Source organism: Kitasatospora sp. NBC_00039 (assembly GCF_045160625.1).
Lineage (GTDB): Bacteria > Actinomycetota > Actinomycetes > Streptomycetales > Streptomycetaceae > Kitasatospora.
Genome location: NZ_CP108289.1, coordinates 7267339 through 7282410 on the forward strand (window position 1 = coordinate 7267339; position 15072 = coordinate 7282410).

Annotated in this window: 18 protein-coding genes and 1 riboswitch; of the genes, 14 read left to right on the forward strand and 4 right to left on the reverse strand. The window is 74.1% G+C overall.

Going from position 1 to position 15072, the window contains the following annotated elements:
• Positions 1–111 precede the first annotated feature (111 nt).
• Positions 112–1215 (reverse strand): glycoside hydrolase family 19 protein, encoded by a 1104-nt coding sequence (locus OG286_RS32455; protein WP_405359062.1) that lies wholly within the window; start codon positions 1213–1215, stop codon positions 112–114.
• A 375-nt stretch (positions 1216–1590) separates the two neighbouring features.
• Here OG286_RS32455 and OG286_RS32460 point away from each other — a divergent pair, with 375 nt between their 5' ends.
• Complete coding sequence (locus OG286_RS32460; RefSeq protein WP_405359060.1) at positions 1591–2010, forward strand: hypothetical protein; 420 nt, start codon at positions 1591–1593, stop codon at positions 2008–2010.
• A 21-nt stretch (positions 2011–2031) separates the two neighbouring features.
• On the opposite strand, the gene OG286_RS32465 is transcribed toward OG286_RS32460, so the two are convergent.
• Complete coding sequence (locus OG286_RS32465; protein WP_396323893.1) at positions 2032–2448, reverse strand: HIT family protein; 417 nt, start codon at positions 2446–2448, stop codon at positions 2032–2034.
• Between the two features lie 156 nt (positions 2449–2604).
• Between OG286_RS32465 and OG286_RS32470 the strand changes: the two genes are divergently transcribed.
• On the forward strand, positions 2605–2799 hold the full coding sequence (locus OG286_RS32470; RefSeq protein WP_396323894.1) for a YegP family protein: 195 nt from the start codon (positions 2605–2607) through the stop codon (positions 2797–2799).
• Between the two features lie 168 nt (positions 2800–2967).
• Here the strand turns inward: OG286_RS32470 and OG286_RS32475 are convergent, their stop codons facing one another.
• Entirely contained in the window at positions 2968–3681 is a 714-nt protein-coding gene (locus tag OG286_RS32475) for an MSMEG_1061 family FMN-dependent PPOX-type flavoprotein (RefSeq protein ID WP_405365959.1), read from the reverse strand.
• Positions 3682–3912: 231 nt separating this feature from the next.
• Between OG286_RS32475 and OG286_RS32480 the strand changes: the two genes are divergently transcribed.
• On the forward strand, positions 3913–4227 hold the full coding sequence (locus tag OG286_RS32480) for an antibiotic biosynthesis monooxygenase family protein (RefSeq protein ID WP_396323896.1): 315 nt from the start codon (positions 3913–3915) through the stop codon (positions 4225–4227).
• Between the two features lie 88 nt (positions 4228–4315).
• Here OG286_RS32480 and OG286_RS32485 read toward each other — a convergent pair whose 3' ends face one another.
• Positions 4316–4552 carry an SCO4226 family nickel-binding protein gene (locus tag OG286_RS32485; RefSeq protein ID WP_396323897.1) on the reverse strand — a complete coding sequence of 79 codons (237 nt, stop codon included), beginning with the start codon at positions 4550–4552 and terminating at the stop codon, positions 4316–4318.
• A 96-nt stretch (positions 4553–4648) separates the two neighbouring features.
• Between OG286_RS32485 and OG286_RS32490 the strand changes: the two genes are divergently transcribed.
• The 11 genes from OG286_RS32490 to OG286_RS32540 all read left to right on the forward strand — a co-directional run bounded on the left by OG286_RS32490 (position 4649) and on the right by OG286_RS32540 (position 14868).
• On the forward strand, positions 4649–4834 hold the full coding sequence (locus tag OG286_RS32490; protein WP_396323898.1) for a zinc ribbon domain-containing protein: 186 nt from the start codon (positions 4649–4651) through the stop codon (positions 4832–4834).
• Between the two features lie 224 nt (positions 4835–5058).
• Positions 5059–8388: an ATP-binding protein gene (locus OG286_RS32495; RefSeq protein WP_405365960.1), complete on the forward strand. Its 3330-nt coding sequence runs from the start codon at positions 5059–5061 to the stop codon at positions 8386–8388.
• 105 nt (positions 8389–8493) lie between these two features.
• Positions 8494–8955, forward strand: a complete 462-nt coding sequence (locus tag OG286_RS32500) for a hypothetical protein (RefSeq protein WP_396323901.1) — start codon at positions 8494–8496, stop codon at positions 8953–8955.
• Positions 8956–8971: 16 nt separating this feature from the next.
• The gene (locus OG286_RS32505) at positions 8972–9406 is read left to right on the forward strand and encodes a hypothetical protein (RefSeq protein ID WP_405365961.1); all 435 of its coding nucleotides are present in this window, start codon (positions 8972–8974) and stop codon (positions 9404–9406) included.
• 153 nt (positions 9407–9559) lie between these two features.
• A riboswitch (FMN riboswitch) is annotated at positions 9560–9687 on the forward strand.
• A 188-nt stretch (positions 9688–9875) separates the two neighbouring features.
• Positions 9876–10550: a riboflavin synthase gene (locus OG286_RS32510; RefSeq protein WP_396323903.1), complete on the forward strand. Its 675-nt coding sequence runs from the start codon at positions 9876–9878 to the stop codon at positions 10548–10550.
• Positions 10547–11194, forward strand: coding sequence for a nicotinamide riboside transporter PnuC (locus OG286_RS32515; protein WP_396323904.1), 648 nt, complete (start codon positions 10547–10549; stop codon positions 11192–11194). The genes OG286_RS32510 and OG286_RS32515 overlap by 4 nt, the downstream gene beginning before the upstream one ends.
• A complete protein-coding gene (locus OG286_RS32520; RefSeq protein WP_396323905.1) occupies positions 11191–12462 on the forward strand; it encodes a bifunctional 3,4-dihydroxy-2-butanone-4-phosphate synthase/GTP cyclohydrolase II in 1272 nt (423 codons plus the stop codon). Before OG286_RS32515 ends, OG286_RS32520 begins: the two co-directional genes overlap by 4 nt.
• Positions 12463–12511: 49 nt before the next feature.
• Complete coding sequence (gene ribH / locus OG286_RS32525) at positions 12512–12982, forward strand: 6,7-dimethyl-8-ribityllumazine synthase (RefSeq protein ID WP_396323906.1); 471 nt, start codon at positions 12512–12514, stop codon at positions 12980–12982.
• Positions 12983–13108: 126 nt separating this feature from the next.
• Positions 13109–13381, forward strand: coding sequence for a phosphoribosyl-ATP diphosphatase (locus tag OG286_RS32530; RefSeq protein ID WP_030306151.1), 273 nt, complete (start codon positions 13109–13111; stop codon positions 13379–13381).
• A gap of 56 nt (positions 13382–13437) precedes the next feature.
• The gene (gene hisG, locus OG286_RS32535; RefSeq protein ID WP_396323907.1) at positions 13438–14286 is read left to right on the forward strand and encodes an ATP phosphoribosyltransferase; all 849 of its coding nucleotides are present in this window, start codon (positions 13438–13440) and stop codon (positions 14284–14286) included.
• A 147-nt stretch (positions 14287–14433) separates the two neighbouring features.
• Positions 14434–14868 carry a PH domain-containing protein gene (locus OG286_RS32540; protein WP_396323908.1) on the forward strand — a complete coding sequence of 145 codons (435 nt, stop codon included), beginning with the start codon at positions 14434–14436 and terminating at the stop codon, positions 14866–14868.
• Positions 14869–15072: the final 204 nt, after the last annotated feature.

Here is a 15072-nt window from a genome sequence, read left to right on the forward strand (position 1 = left end):
CCGCACCCCCGCCGGTCCTCCACCCGAGGTACGCCCCCGCTACTCCCCGTGAGGTATCGGGGCGAGACAGGGGCGTACCGGCGCATGACAGGGCGGAGAGCTGTCGAAGCGTCAGCAGCTCAGGTTCGAACCGGGGACGGTGCCGAGGATCCGGGTGAAGCCCTGGTAGGCGTTGATCCGGCTCTGCACCTGCGCGGGGTTGCCGCCGTTGCACTCCAGGGAGCCGTTGATGCTGCGGATGGTCTCGCCGAAGCCGTACCCGTTGACCATGGCGTTGTGCGGGGTCATGGTGCCGGGGCCGGTCTGGGTGTTCCAGTACCAGAGCGCGGTCTTCCAGGCCACGGCCGGGTCGGTCTGCACCAGGTCGGGGTTGTGCAGCAGGTCGATGCCGAGGGCGTCGCCGGCTGCCTTGTAGTTGAAGTTCCAGCTCAGCTGGATCGGACCGCGCCCGTAGTACGCGGCCTGTCCGGCCGGGCACCCGTACGGCTGCGAGGTGTCGCAGTAGTGCGGGTAGTTGGCGGTGTTCTGCTCGACCACGTAGACCAGGCCGCCGGTCTCGTGGTTCACGTTGGCGAGGAAGGCGGCGGCCTCCTGCTTGCGGACGGTGTCGCTGCCGGTGTCGGCGAAGCCGGGGTAGGCGCCGAGTGCGTCGAGCAGGCCCTGGTAGGTGTAGAAGGAGTTCCGGTTCGGGAACATCTGGTCGAACTGCGCCTGGCTGACCGGGAATCCGCCGGGGTTCGGGGGCGTGGTCGGAGTGCCGGTCGGTGTCGGCGTCGGACCGCAGCTGTACGGCTCCCAGTACCAGGTGCTGATCACCGGGTCGTACCCCGGGTTGTCGTGGGTGGCCCGGTAGAGCCCGCCGTTGGTGTAACGGACGATGGTCCCGGTGGTGTACGTGCGCCCGGCGGCCCAGTCCGGGTAGACGCAGCTTCCCGAGGTCGGGGTGGGCGTCGGGTCGGTCGGGCCGCTGCCACAGGCACCCTGGTCGGCCCAGACGCCGGTGCCGGCGGTGCTGGGGGTCTCGTTCTGGGTCCACCACTTGGCGGACCAGTTGTGGCCGTTGTAGGAGACGGCGGCGCCGCCCGTGTAGGCGGTGGCCGCGTTCCAGGGGGCGGCGCAGGCGGCGGCGCTGGCGCTGGCGGCGGGCAGCAGCAGCGCGAGCGCGAGTGCCGTGACCATGGCGGAGATCAGCGCGAGCAGGCGTTTCGTTGACACGTGATCACCCCTTGTGCGGTGGGGGCCGCACATCGGTGGGACAGGGACGGTGGTGCCAGGGGGCCTCGGTGCCCCGCGCGGGGGCGCGTCGTGGGGGGACGGGCCGACCGGGGTGCGGGCCGGGTGCGGGGCTGACCGAGACTCAAGCGCAATGGTCTATACCTGTCAAGGGGTTGACCGCGGATTGGGCCGGGATCGCCCGCGCGATGTCCGGGATCGCCCCCCCGTGGACCCCTCCGCAGACCCCGCTTCGCCCGCAGCTCACCGGCCGGTGGACGAGACGGGCATCGCGGCCGGCACCATCGGCGTCACCCACACGCCGCCGAGCGGCTGGTCGGTCGACAACTCCGCGACGGGCACGGGCGGCGTCACCGAGTGGCGCGGCTGGCGTTCACCACCGACGAGTTCTGGACCAAGACCCAGCGTGACCAGTACCGCGAGCTGAACGTCCGCTCCCGCGACGTCTTCGCCGTCGCCGACTCCGACGAGTGGGCCGACAAGACGTTCAAGGGCGGCTACGACTCCACCCTCGTCAGCCCGGAGTACCCGGTGGCCGGGCTGAGCAGCGTCCCGGTCTCGTTCACGACCCACTACCAGCAGGAGGGCAGCCAGACCGCCCAGGTGCTGGCGGTCTGGGACGGCGGGACGCCGGTCGTCGTCAAGAGCTGCAGCGCGCAGACCAACGGCCGGCAGACGCCGGCCCTGGCCGTCCCGGCCGGTGCGAGCCGGCTGCGGTTCCGGTACACCGGCAGCAACAACTGGTACTGGGTGCTCGACAACGTCCGGGTGGGCTGAGCCGCGCCCGGCCGGCGAACGTCACGACGGGGCGAGCGCGGCGCGCAGCCGCTCGGCGACCTCCGCCGCGCCCGCCTCGTCCGGGTACTTCCCGCGCGGCCAGAAGAAGCCGCGCAGCCCGTCCTTCGGATTGCGCGGCACCACGTGGACGTGCAGGTGCGGCACCGACTGGCTGATCCGGTTGTTCGCCGCGACGAAGCTGCCCGCCGCCCCGAGCCCGCGCTCCACGGCGGCCGCGACCCGTTGCACCTGCAGGAAGAACGGGCCCACCTCCGCCGTCGGCAGGTCTGCCAGCGTGCGGTGGTGGGCGCGCGGAACGACCAGTACATGGCCGGGGAAGAGCGGCCGCCGGTCCAGGAAGGCCACCGCCGCGTCGTCGTCCAGCACCCGGTGCGCGGGCTCCTCGCCCGCCACCACCGCACAGAAGACGCAGTCCATCCGTCCATTCAAGCGACCACCCGCCGCCCCGGCACGCCCGCGAACCCCCTACGGCGAGGCTTCACCCGTCCGGCCGCCGATCAGGTGCGGCGGGCCCCCGGCCGGGCGCACGGTGCAGGAGTGCGCGCCGCGCGCCCCGCTGAGGAGGTGGCCCGGATGGCGGGCAGGTTCGAGGACTCCGAGGACGCCGGCGGCAAGTACCGCTTCCGGCTCAAGGCGGGCAACGGCGAGATCGTCGCGACCGGCCAGGGCTACGCGAGCAAGGAGGCCGCGCACAAGGGCGTCGAGGCCGTCCAGCGGGCGGCCGTCGGCGCGAACGTGGTGGACGTTCCCAAGGCCGCGACTGCCTGACGCCGGCCGCCCACGGGCGGAGGCCGCCCACCGCGCGCGCAGGCGCGGGGCGGCAGAAGCGAGGAGACCGGCCCCGGCCGAGCACCCGGGACCGCCTCCTCGCACGTCTGCGGTGCGCCTCTGCGCCTCTGCGCGCCTCCGCTCGACCGCTGTGCGCCGACCGCCCGGCTACTCGTAGCGGTACAGCAGCGCCTCCCGCTCGTTCTGCTCGATCATCTCGATCGTCAGCGAGGGATCCCGCAGGTGGGAGAGGGTGACCGCCGCCGAGGTGGGCTGCGCGTCCTTGGCGAGCCAGTTCTCCGGCTTCCACGCCGAACCGCGCAGGAGCGCCTTCGGGCAGTGCGCGTAGACCTCCTCGACCGCCACCACGATCGCGCTGCGCGGCGGCTTGCCGACCGCCGTCAGCTGTTCCAGCAGCCGCGGATCGGTGGAGACGCAGGCCCGCCCGTTGACCCGCAGCGTGGTGTCCCGGCCGGGCACCACGAAGATCAGCCCGACCTGTCCGGTCTCGATGATGTTGTGCAGGGTGTCCAGCCGCTTGTTGCCGGTGGCGTCCGGAATCGCCAGCGTGTGCTCGTCCAGGACGGAGACCAGCCCGGCCGGCCCGCCGCGCGGCGACACGTCGCACCGCCCGGCCGCGTCCGCGCTGGCCACGAAGACCAGTGACGAGCAGGCGATCAGCTGCCGGGCCACCTCGTGGATCCGGTCCACCTGCTTGCGCCGCGCATGGTCGCTCGGATGCTCGTAGATCTCCCGCAGGCCCGCCGCGTCCTTCACGGCATCCGCGCGGAGCGCCTCGAACAGGCCCCCCTGCGTGCCCTGCGGGGCGGGCCCGTCCGGCCCGGTGGTTGACGGAACGACAGTCTCCGGTGTGCTGGTCATACCGGAAATCTAGCGGAGCCCCCTCGACCGGCCGGAAGCCCCGGCCGGAAGCCCCGTCCGCCCCGTCCGGGGGCTGATCGGGACTGGCCGGACACCCTCCGCGCGGGTGCCGGGAGAGTACCGAGCGGGCGCCGGAAAAGGGGCAGGTGCCGGAACGGCGCCGCGGCGGATAATTGTGGTGTTTCCATCGGCCCGCAGCCTGGTGCGGAGTGCCTCAGGGAGGTGGTGGCCGTGATCGTGAGGATCTGGGCCGGGCAGGTCATGGCCGGGCACATCGAAGAGTTCTGCGCCCTGCTGACATCACAGGTGATCCCGCAGCTCGGGCAGACGGACGGCTGCCTGGGCGGCGAGCTGCTGCGGTCGGTGACCGAGGACGGCCACCGGGTGCTGGTGGTGAGCCGGTGGCGGGACGAGGAGGCCCTGCGCGGGTACGCGGGGCCGATGTGGCGGATCCGGCCGGTCTGGTCGGAGGGCGAGCTGCGCTACCTGGTGCACCCGCCCGAGGTCACCCACTTCACGCCGATCCCGGCCGTCCGGCCGGTGTGACGCGCGCCGACGCGGACCGGCGGACCGCGTCCGACCCGGACCGCCGGACCGTCAAGGTGCCGACCGGACGAGCGCGGGCCGTCGGCGTTCAGACCATCAGCGGCACCGGATGGATCTCGTCCGCCGGGTGCCCGCTGCGCTCGTGGATGCGCTGCACGGCCTCCTTGGACGGCGCCTCGGAGAGGCAGTAGACGGTGCCCGACTCCGGGTCGGCCCACGCCTGCTCGAAGTGCACGCCCTCGTCGCCCTCGATCGCCAGGTCGGCCCGGTGGGCCATCCGCAGCTGTTCCTCGGTGATCCCCGCCATGCCGTGGTGGACGTCCATCCCAGATCTTGCGTGGGTATCCCCGGCTTCAGCCGGGGAGGGAGACGCATCCTTGGCCCGCAGGCGCGGAGCGCCGGAGCACACGGCGCATTGTCAGTGGCGTGTGGCATCCGCAACACCTCCCGGACCTGCCCCCGGTGCGGGCATGTCTCGGCGGAGAACCGGCCCACTCGGGACACCTTCCACTGCGTCGCCTGCGACCACCGCGCGCACGCCGACACGGTGGGAGCCATCAACGTTCTACGGGCCGGGCTGGTCCGTCGCGAGGCCAACCCGGCCTAGCGAGAAGCCCCCGGATTCATCCGGGGGAGGAGTCACGAACTTGGCCATCGCTCTCGCACACCTCCGGGACTCCCCGGCCGTCGCCGGCCGCCTACCACCAGCGTGCGCCCGCCGCACCCGGGCCCGCCACCGGGCCCGCCACCGGGCAAGCCGTCGGCCCGGCGGCCTACGCTCGGAACGGAGCCACCCCTGCACCTCCCCGGCCCCGGTGAGAGGACGGCCCGATGCCTGTGCTTCCCTTCGTCGGCCGCGCCGACCTGCTGGCCGAGCTGGCGGCGGCGGTCGCCGACGCGCGTGCCGGCCGGGGCGGCCTGACGGTGCTGACCGGCGCGGCCGGCGCGGGCAAGACCAGGGCGGCCGAGGAGGCGGTACGCCGGGCTGACGGGTGCCGGGTGCTCTGGCTCTGGTGCCCGCCGCAGTCCGGCGGCCGCGCGGGCTCCGGGGCGCTGGGCCCCTGGTCGCAGGCCGCGCGCGAGCTCGCCGCCGCCGACCCCGCCTGCGGGCGGCTGGTCGGGGCCTCGCCCGGGCTGCGCGCCCTGGTCTTCGGCGAGCCGGCCCCCTCCGTCGCGCCCGCCGGTGCGCCTGCCGCCGGTCCGCGCACCGCCGACCCGGAGGCGGCCCGGCAGCGCCTCGGCGGCGACCTCGCCGAACTGCTCCGCACCGGCGCGGCCTCCCGCCCGCTGCTGCTCGTCCTCGACGACGTCCACGAGGCCGATGTCTCCTCCCTGCGCCTGCTGACCGAACTCGCCGCCGCGCTGCGCACCGCGCCCGCCCTGCTGCTCGCCACCGCCCGCGACGACGGCGCCGCCTGGCCCGGGCGCACCGCCGCCCGGGCCGCGCTCCTGCGAGCCGGCCGGACGCTTCCGGTCGGCCCGCTCACCGAGCCGGACGTCCGGGCGCTGCTCGCCGCCGCGTCCGGCGGACGCACCGAACCGGCGGCCGTCCATGAGCTGCTGGACCGGACCGGCGGAGACGCCTTCTTCGTCACCGAACTGCTGCGCCACGGCGGCGCCGGACGGCCGGACCCGCTGCCCGCGACCGTCCGCGCGGCGGTCGCGGCGCGACTGGACGAACTGCCGGGCGAGTGTGCGCGGGTCCTCGGCGCGGCCTCGGTGCTCGGCACCCGCTTCGGACTGGACGTGCTCGCCGAACTCGCCGCCGTACCACTCGGTGCGCTCAGGCCGCTGCTCGCCGCCGCGGCAGCGGAGGGCCTGCTGACGCTGGACGAGCCGGGTGTGGGCGGGTTCCGGCACGAGCTGATGCGGGAGGCCGTCCACGACGCGCTCGGCCCGGCCGAACGCGCCGCCCTGCACGGCCGCGCGGGCGCGGTACTGGCCGCCCTCGCCGACCGCGGCCGCGACACCGGCCCGGCCGAGGCCGCCCGCCACCTCCTCCAGGCCGGGCCCGAACAGGCCACTGCCGCAGCGGAGTTCGCTGGACGGGCGGCGGACCGAGCAGCCGGCCTGCTGGCCTTCGAGGACGCGGCCCAGTGGTACGAACGGGCCCTGACGGCGCTCGGGGAGGTGGCGGGCGCGGACGACTTCCGCCGAGCCGCGCTCCTGCTCGGCCTCGGCACCGCGCGCCTCGGCGCCGGCCGGCGGGAGGAGAGCCGCGAGGCATTCCTCGCCGCCGCCGCTCCCGCCCGCCGCGCCGACCGCCCGGACCTCCTGGCCCGCGCCGCCCTCGGCCTCGGCTCCGGCCCCGCGGGCTTCGAGGTGGACCTCCTCGACCGCCCGCAGATCGACCTTCTCGGCGAGGCCCGCACCCGCCTCCTGGCTGCCTCGCCAGCCCCCGGACCGCCTGCCCCCGGACCGCCTGCCCCCGGACCGCCCGCCCCCGCGCCGCCTGCCCCCGGACCGCCCGCCCCCGCGCCGCCCGCCCCCGGACCGCCCGGCGGCACGAGCGCATCCGACGACCCCCACCCCACCCCGTCCCCGCACGCCGCGCTGCTCGCCGCCGTGACCGCGCGGCTCTCCGTCGCCGACGCGCTGGTCGAGCCGGAGCGGGACCGTCTCGCGCTGGCCGAGGAGGCGGTCCGTGCGGCGCGGGGGAGCGGGGACGACGCCGTACTGGCGTACGCGCTCTCCGCGCTCTGCGACGCCCGCTCCGGGCCCGCGCACTGCGGCGAACGGCGGGCCTGGGCGGGGGAGATCGTGGACCTCGCGCGGGGGCTGCCGGAGCCGGACCGGGAGCTGGAGCTGCTCGGCCGGCGCCTGCGCCTGGTCGCCCTGCTGGAGCGCGGGGAGGCCGCCGAGGCGTACGCCGAGATCCAGGCGTACGAAGCGGGCGCCCGGGCGCTGGGCCGACCGCTCTACACGTGGTACGTGCCGCTCTGGCGGGGCATGCGGGCCCTGCTGGAGGGCCGGTACGCCGACTGCCGTGCCGCCCTCGCGGAGACGGCGGAGCTCGGCGGGCGGGCCGGCAGCGCCAACGCCGCCGTCCTCGGCGCGACGCAACGCTGGTGCCTCTGTGCGGAGTCGGGCGCGTCCGACGAGCTGGGCCGGCTGCTCGCCGGACCACCCCCGCTGGACAGCCTGCCGGGCGTCTGGCCCCGGGTGACCAGGGCGCTCATCGCCGCCCAGCTCGGCGACCGCGCCGATGCGGGGCGCCGACTCGCGGCCGTGGCACCGCTGTTGGCGTCCGCCCCGGTGGACAGCGAGTGGCTGCCGATGATGGCCCAGGCCGCGGAGGCGCTCGCGCTCGTCGGCGGGACGACCGCCGAGGCCGAACTGCAGCCGCTCGCCCGCGAGCTCTACGACGCCCTGTACCCCTGTCGCGACCTGCTCGCGGTCGAGGGCATCGCGGCCGCCGTCCGCGGCCCGGTGCACCGGCACCTCGGCCTGCTGGCCACCGCGCTCGGCGAACCCGCCACCGCCCGCGAGCACTTCACCCGGGCGCTGGCCACCGCCCGCGCGCTCGGCGCACCCCGCCTGGCCGACCGGATCGCCCAGGAGGCGGGCGCCGGCCGTCCGCCCGCCGAGGACGGCCGGATCTTCCTCCGCCAGGGCGAGTTCTGGCAGCTCCGGTACGCGGGGGAGGAGGTGCGGCTCCCCGACAGCAAGGGCCTGCACGACCTGGCCACTCTCCTCTCCCACCCTGGCACGCCCGTCCCGGCCCTGGACCTGGCGACCCCCAGGCCCGCCGCCGCGGCGGACGAAACGGTGGAGGCCGCGCTCGGCCTCCACCACCCCACCGACACCGGCGAGTTGATCGACGCCTCCGCTCGCGCCGCCTACCGCCGCCGACTGGGCGAACTGGACGAGGAGGCCGCCGAGGCCGACGCCGCGGGGGACGCCGAGCGCTCCGCCCGGATCGCCGTCGAACGGGACGCGCTCGTCGGCCAGCTCTCCGCGGCCTACGGACTGGGCGGGCGCGTGCGCCGCACCGGCTCGGCCGCCGAACGGGCCCGGACGGCCGTGACCGCCAGGATCCGCGCCGCCATCGACCGCGTCTCGCGTGCCCACCCCGCCCTCGGCCGTCACCTGGCCAACGCCGTCCGCACCGGCACACTCTGCGTGTACGAGCCGGAGCAGCCCGTCCACTGGCAGACCTGACGACGACCCGCCTCACATCGTGCGCCCGTTCCTCACGCCTCCTCCTCAGAGACGAACCGCCCACGGACGAACCGCCCCGCGGGCGAACCACCCGAGGAGGATGCCATGCCCCGCATCTCCAAGGCCGAGGCCGAGCTCGCGCTGGACGAACCGGTCATCGAGGGCCGCTACGCCCAACTCGGCGGCTACACCGTCGGGTTCGAGACCCACAAGGCGGACGTGGACCCGGGCCCGCTCTTCGCCGGCCTCCCGCAGGACCGTTGCCAGAGCCCGCACTGGGGCGTCGTGGTGACCGGCAAGGTGGTGTTCCGCTATGCCGACCACGACGAGGCCTACCGCGCGGGCGACGCCTACTACGGCGCCCCCGGCCACCTCCCGCTGATCTTCGCCGGGACGGAGCTGATCGAGTTCAGCCCCACCGAGGCGCTGGAGCACACCATGGCCGTGGTCGGCCGCAACCTGGCCGCGACCAAAGCCGCCCAAGCCGCCGCAGCCCCCAGCGCCACCCCGGCCCCCAGCGCCACCCCGCCCGCCGAAGCCGGCATCGCCGCCGGCGCCGAAGCCTGACCAGGAGGGCCGCACCATGACGACCACGGCAGCCGCGCCCGCCACCACCACCGCCACCACCACCGACCGCCTAGCGACCCTCCTGATCGCCTTCCTGGAGACCGGCACCCCGCCCGAGGGCCTCTTCCGCCCCGACGTGTTCTGCGACCTCACCGTCCCGTCCTGGCGCCTGCAGTCCCGCGGCGTCGACGGCCTGGTCGCCCTTCGGCGGAGCGGCCACCCGGCGCCCGGCAGCGTCCCGCGCCACCGGCTGGACCTGACCGACGCCGGGTTCGTGCTGGAGGTCGAGGAGAGCTGGGAGCAGGACGGCGAGCGCCAGTACTGCCGCGAACTGCTGCGCGCCGACGTCCGGGACGGCGCGATCGAGCGCCTCTCCGTCTACTGCACGGGGGACTGGGACGCCGCACAGCAGCGTCGCCACCACGCCGAGGTGACGCTGCTGGAGCCCTGACGGACGGCGGCGGCCCCGCGCCGGGCGGCCGGAATCCGTCGCCCGCGCGCCCGGCGCATTCCCGCGCCGTACGTGAAACAGACCACAGCGGAAGTGTCTCCCTCGCTTCGCGCGGATCATGGCACAATGACGTCAGTAGTAGCAGTGACGTTCAGCGCACTCCGGGGTCGGTGAAAATCCGAACCGGCGGTTACAGTCCGCGACCCGTCCGCAGCCAGCGGCCGGTTGACCAGGTGAAATTCCTGGACCGACGGTTAAAGTCCGGATGGGAGGCGTGCGCGGCGGACGAAGAGCAGTGCCCGTGGTCCCCCGGTGGGCCTCGGGAAGGTGTGCGACGGGAGAGCTCTCTCCCGGCGGTTCTGCGGCACCCCGGCGACGGGTCGTGCCCCGGGGCTCGTGCACCCGTGCCCGTCCGTGTCCTCTCCCATGCCGCCCCGGAGTCCGCGCCCCAAGCGCGAGGAGAACCCGGGTGTTCACCGGCATCATCGAAGAGCTCGGCGAGGTCGTGTCGATCGAGGAGATCGGCGACTCCTCGCGTATCCGCCTGCGTGGCCCGGTGGTCTGTGAGGGCGCGCACCACGGCGACTCCATCGCGGTCAACGGCGTCTGCCTCACCGTCGTCGACAGCCCCGAGCAACTGGCCGCCGAGACGGGCGAGTTCAGTGCCGACGTGATGGCCGAGACGCTGCACCGGTCCAGCCTGGGCGAGTTGAAGCCCGGCTCGCGGGTCAACCTGGAGCGGGCGATGGCGCTCGGTGCCCGGCTCGGCGGCCACCTCGTGCAGGGTCATGTCGACGCCACCGGCGCCCTGTTGGGCCGTGAGCCCGGCGAGCGAGACGCGGAGGGCAACCTCCGCTGGGAGGTGCTGCGCTTCTCGCTGCCCGACAGCATCTCCCGCTACCTGGTGGAGAAGGGCTCGATCACCGTGGACGGCGTCAGCCTCACCGTGGTCGAGGCGGCCCGGGACAGCTTCACCGTCAGCCTCATCCCCGCCACCCTCGCGCTGACCACGCTGGGCGCCAAGACCGTCGGCGAGAGCGTCAACCTCGAGGTCGACGTGCTCGCCAAGTACGTGGAGCGCCTGCTCGAATCGCGCACCCTTCCCCCCACGATCGCCGCCGAGACGACCGGAGAGTCCCAGTGAACTGGCTCAGTGGAGAAGCGTTCACCGTCTTCGGTGAGCACGTGAAGTGGGCCGACATGTTCGGCAACCTGCTCGGGCTGTCCGCCCTCGCGCTGGGCTGGCGCCGCTCGGTGTGGAGCTGGCCGGTGCAGCTGCTCTCCGGCCTCGTGCTGATCACGGCGTACCTGAACGGCCATGTGCCCGGCCTGATCGGCAAGCAGCTGATCGTCGTCGCCACGGCCGCCTGGGGCTGGACGCAGTGGCAGCGCGGCCGCCGCGGCACCGGTGGGATCGCCGTCCGGTTCGCGAGCTGGCCGGAGCGGGCCGCCCTGGTGGCCGGCACCGCGCTCGGCACGGGTGCTCTGGCCTGGCTGTTCCTGGCCAACCCCAGCCTGTCCTGGAGCCCTTGGTCGGACGCCTACATCTTCGTGGGCACGCTGGCGGCGATGGTCGCCCAGGCCCGCGGCTGGGTGGAGTTCTGGTTCGCCTGGATCGCCGTCGACGTCGTCGGCGTCCCGCTCGCCTTCAACAGCGGCTACTCCTTCTCCGGCCTCACCTACTCGATCTACTTCGTTCTGGTGCTGCTCGGCCTGCGCTCCTGGTGGCTGAGCACCCGTGAGCCCCGCACCTCGTCCGCCACCGTCCTCCAGGGAGCCTCCGCATGAGCACCGACCGCGCCACCGAAGGCCTCGTGGCCGAAGACCTCGTGCTCGACCCGGTCGAGCGGGCCGTCGCCGACATCGCGCTCGGCCGCGCCGTGATCGTGGTCGACGACGAGGACCGCGAGAACGAGGGCGACATCGTCTTCGCCGCCTCCGCGGCCACCCCCGAGCTGATGGCCTTCACCATCCGTTACAGCTCCGGCGTGATCTGCGTGCCGATGACCGCCGACGAGCTTGACCGGCTCAAGCTGCCCCCGATGACCCAGGTCAACGAGGACCGCAAGGGCACCGCCTACGCCGTCTCGGTAGACGCCCGCGACGGGGTCGACACCGGCATCTCGGCCGCCGACCGCGCCCGTACCGTCCGGCTGCTCTCCTCGGCCGGCACCGAGCCGGCCGACCTGACCCGCCCCGGGCACGTCTTCCCGCTGCGGGCCGTCGAGGGCGGTGTGCTGGTCCGCCCCGGCCACACCGAGGCCGCCGTCGACCTGGCCCGCCTGGCCGGGCTGGCGCCGGCCGGTGCCATCGCCGAGGTGGTCAACGACGACGGCACCATGGCGCGGCTGCCCGAGCTGGTCGCCTTCGCCCGTGAGCACGGCCTGGCGATCATCTCGATCGAGGACCTGATCGCCTACCGCCGCCGCACCGAGCTGCACGTGGACCGGGCCGCCGTCACCGCGCTGCCCACCGCGTACGGGGAGTTCACCGCGGTCGGCTACCAGGGCAGCATCGACGGGATCGAGCACCTCGCCCTGGTCGCGGGCGGCCTGGACGCCGACGGCCGGCTGCCGGACGGCGAGGACGTGCTGGTGCGGGTCCACTCCGAGTGCCTGACCGGCGACGTGTTCGGCTCGCTGCGCTGCGACTGCGGGCCGCAGCTGGAGGCGTCGCTCCGGAAGGTCGCCGAGGCCGGCCGCGGCGTCGTCCTCTACCTGCGCGGCCACGAGGGCCGGGGCATCGGCCTGGCCCACAAGCTGCGCGCCTACGAGCTGCAGGAGCAGGGCCGCGACACCGTCGACGCCAACCTGGACCTCGGCCTGCCCGCCGACGCCCGCGACTACAGCATCGGCGCGCAGATGCTCGGGGACCTCGGGGTGCGCTCGCTCACCCTGCTGACCAACAACCCGGAGAAGCTCGCCGCGCTCACCGAGCACGGCCTCAAGGTCAAGGGCCGCGAGCCGGTCGAGACCCCGGCGGGCGAGCACAACCTGCGGTACCTGCGCACCAAGCGCGACCGGATGGGCCACGACCTGCCCGGCCTCGGCTCCTGAACCCGAACCACCTCCCGACCGACCCCGCACCCCGAAAGAGGACCAGCCCATGAGCGGCCACGGCGCCCCCGAGCTGACCATCGACAACGCCGCCGACCTCAAGGTCGCCGTGATCGCCGCCCAGTGGCACGAGCAGGTGATGAACGGCCTCCTGGACGGCGCGCACCGCGCGCTCAAGGAGCTGGGCATCGCCGAGCCGACGGTGCTGCGCGTCCCCGGCACCTTCGAGCTGCCGGTCGCCGCCAAGCGGCTCGCCGAGCGCGGCTACGACGCCGTGGTCGCCCTCGGCGTGGTCATCCGCGGCGGCACCCCGCACTTCGACTACGTCTGCCAGGCGGCCGCCTCCGGCCTCACGCAGGTCAGCGTGGACACCGGCGTTCCGGTCGGCTTCGGCGTCCTGACCTGCGACAACGAGCAGCAGGCCGTGGACCGCGCGGGTCTGCCGGGCTCCGCGGAGGACAAGGGACACGAGGCCGTCACCGCCGCCGTGGCCACCGCCGCCGCCCTGCGCGCGCTCTGAGCCGACCCCGCGCGCGCTCCCCGCGAACCCGCGTACGGGACCCCGGACCGTGGATGTCCATTGGACTGTCCACGGTCCGGGATCGTTTACCGCCTGTAAGCCCGCACGCCGTAAGGTGAGTCCATCATGGCTTCGAAGACATTCGAGGAGCTCTTCACCGAGCTCCAGCAGAAGGCCGCCACCGGCGACCCCTCGTCCTCCCGTACCGCGCAGCTCGTCCAGCAGGGCGTCCATGCGATCGGCAAGAAGGTCGTGGAGGAGGCCGCCGAGGTCTGGATGGCCGCCGAGTTCCAGTCGGACGAGCAGACCGCCGAGGAGATCTCCCAGCTCCTCTACCACCTTCAGGTGATGATGGTCGCCCGCGGGCTGACGCTCGACGACGTCTACAAGTACCTCTAGTCACCGGTCCAGAGAAACCGCACCACCCCACCAAAACAGGTAAGGAACCGACCTCCATGCTGCGCATCGCCCTCCCCAACAAGGGTTCGCTCTCGGGTCCGGCGGCGGAGATGCTCCATGAGGCCGGCTACCGCCAGCGCAAGGACCCGAAGGAGCTCGTCCTCGTCGACCCGGACAACCAGGTCGAGTTCTTCTTCCTGCGCCCGCGCGACATCGCGGTGTACGTCGGCTCCGGCCGCCTGGACGTCGGCATCACCGGCCGCGACCTGCTGCTGGACTCGCACTCCAACGCGGAGGAGGTGCTGGCGCTCGGCTTCGGCGGCTCCACCTTCCGCTTCGCCCGCCCGGAGGGCGTGGACGTCAAGGACGTGCAGGGCCTGGAGGGGCTGCGGATCGCCACCTCCTACACCGGCCTGGTCGAGCAGCACCTCGCCGACCACGGGGTCAAGGCGACCGTGACCAAGCTGGACGGCGCGGTGGAGACCGCGGTGCAGCTGGGCGTCGCCGACGTGATCGCCGACGTGGTGGAGACCGGCACCAGCCTGCGCAACGCCGGCCTGGAGGTGTTCGGGGAGCCGATCCTGGTCTCCGACGCCGTGGTCATCCGCCCCAAGGGCGCGGGCGAGGACGCCGGCGTCGACCAGTTCCTGCGCCGCCTGCAGGGCGTGCTGGTGGCCCGCCGCTACGTGCTGATGGACTACGACATCCGCGCCGAGAACGTCGGCGCGGCCGTCGCGCTGACCCCGGGCCTGGAGTCGCCGACCGTCTCGCCGCTGCACACCGAGGGCTGGGTCGCGGTCCGCTCGATGGTGCTCCGCAAGGAGGCCCAGCGGATCATGGACGATCTGTGGGGTATCGGCGCCCGGGCGATCCTGGTCACCAACATCCACGCCTGCCGCCTCTGACCGCCCGCCGCCTCCGGCCCCCGGGGCGGTCGCCGGCGCGGAGCCGGGTACCGGTTCAATGGGGTGGGGACGCCGGCCGGCATCCCCACCCCTTCCGCCGGCCTCCCCCAGGCCGGACCTCCTCAGAACGACCCCCGGAGACCCCACGTGTCCACCCCCGCCGAGCTCCCCGTCACCTGGGCACCGCGCCGTACCCGGGCCGTGCTGCTGCCGGTCTGCGCGCTGCTGGTCGTCCTGTTCGCCGTGATCGCGGTCGCGCTCCCGGCGAGCTGGCAGCTCAACGACCGGATCATGATGGTGCTCAGCGGGGTCTTCTTCGCCGCCGCCGGCCTGATGCTGGCCCGCCCGCGGGTGAGCGCGGACGCCGAGGGCGTCACCGTGGTGAACTTCGTCCGGCGTCGCCGGCTGGGCTGGGCCGAGATCGTCCGGGTCAACTTCCGTCAGGGCGACCCGTGGGCGACACTCGACCTCGCCGACGGCACCTCGCTCGCGGTGGTCGGCATCCAGTCCGGCGTCGGCAAGGCTCAGGCGATCGCGGACGCCCGCGCGCTGCGCGACCTGGTCGAGCACCACGGCCGCTGACCGGCCGGCCGCCGAGGGCACGGCCGTAAAGGGCCCCGGCGTCGTAGAGGGCCCGGCAGGCCGCACGAAGCCGTGGGCGGCCCGTCCGAACACGGATCCGACGGCCGTACGGGTATCGTCTACGCTGGTAAAAGCAGGGCAAAGCGCACCGCCGGCGGTCCCCTGGCCCTGCTTCCGACGACCAGAGGAGTGACACCCCCCGTC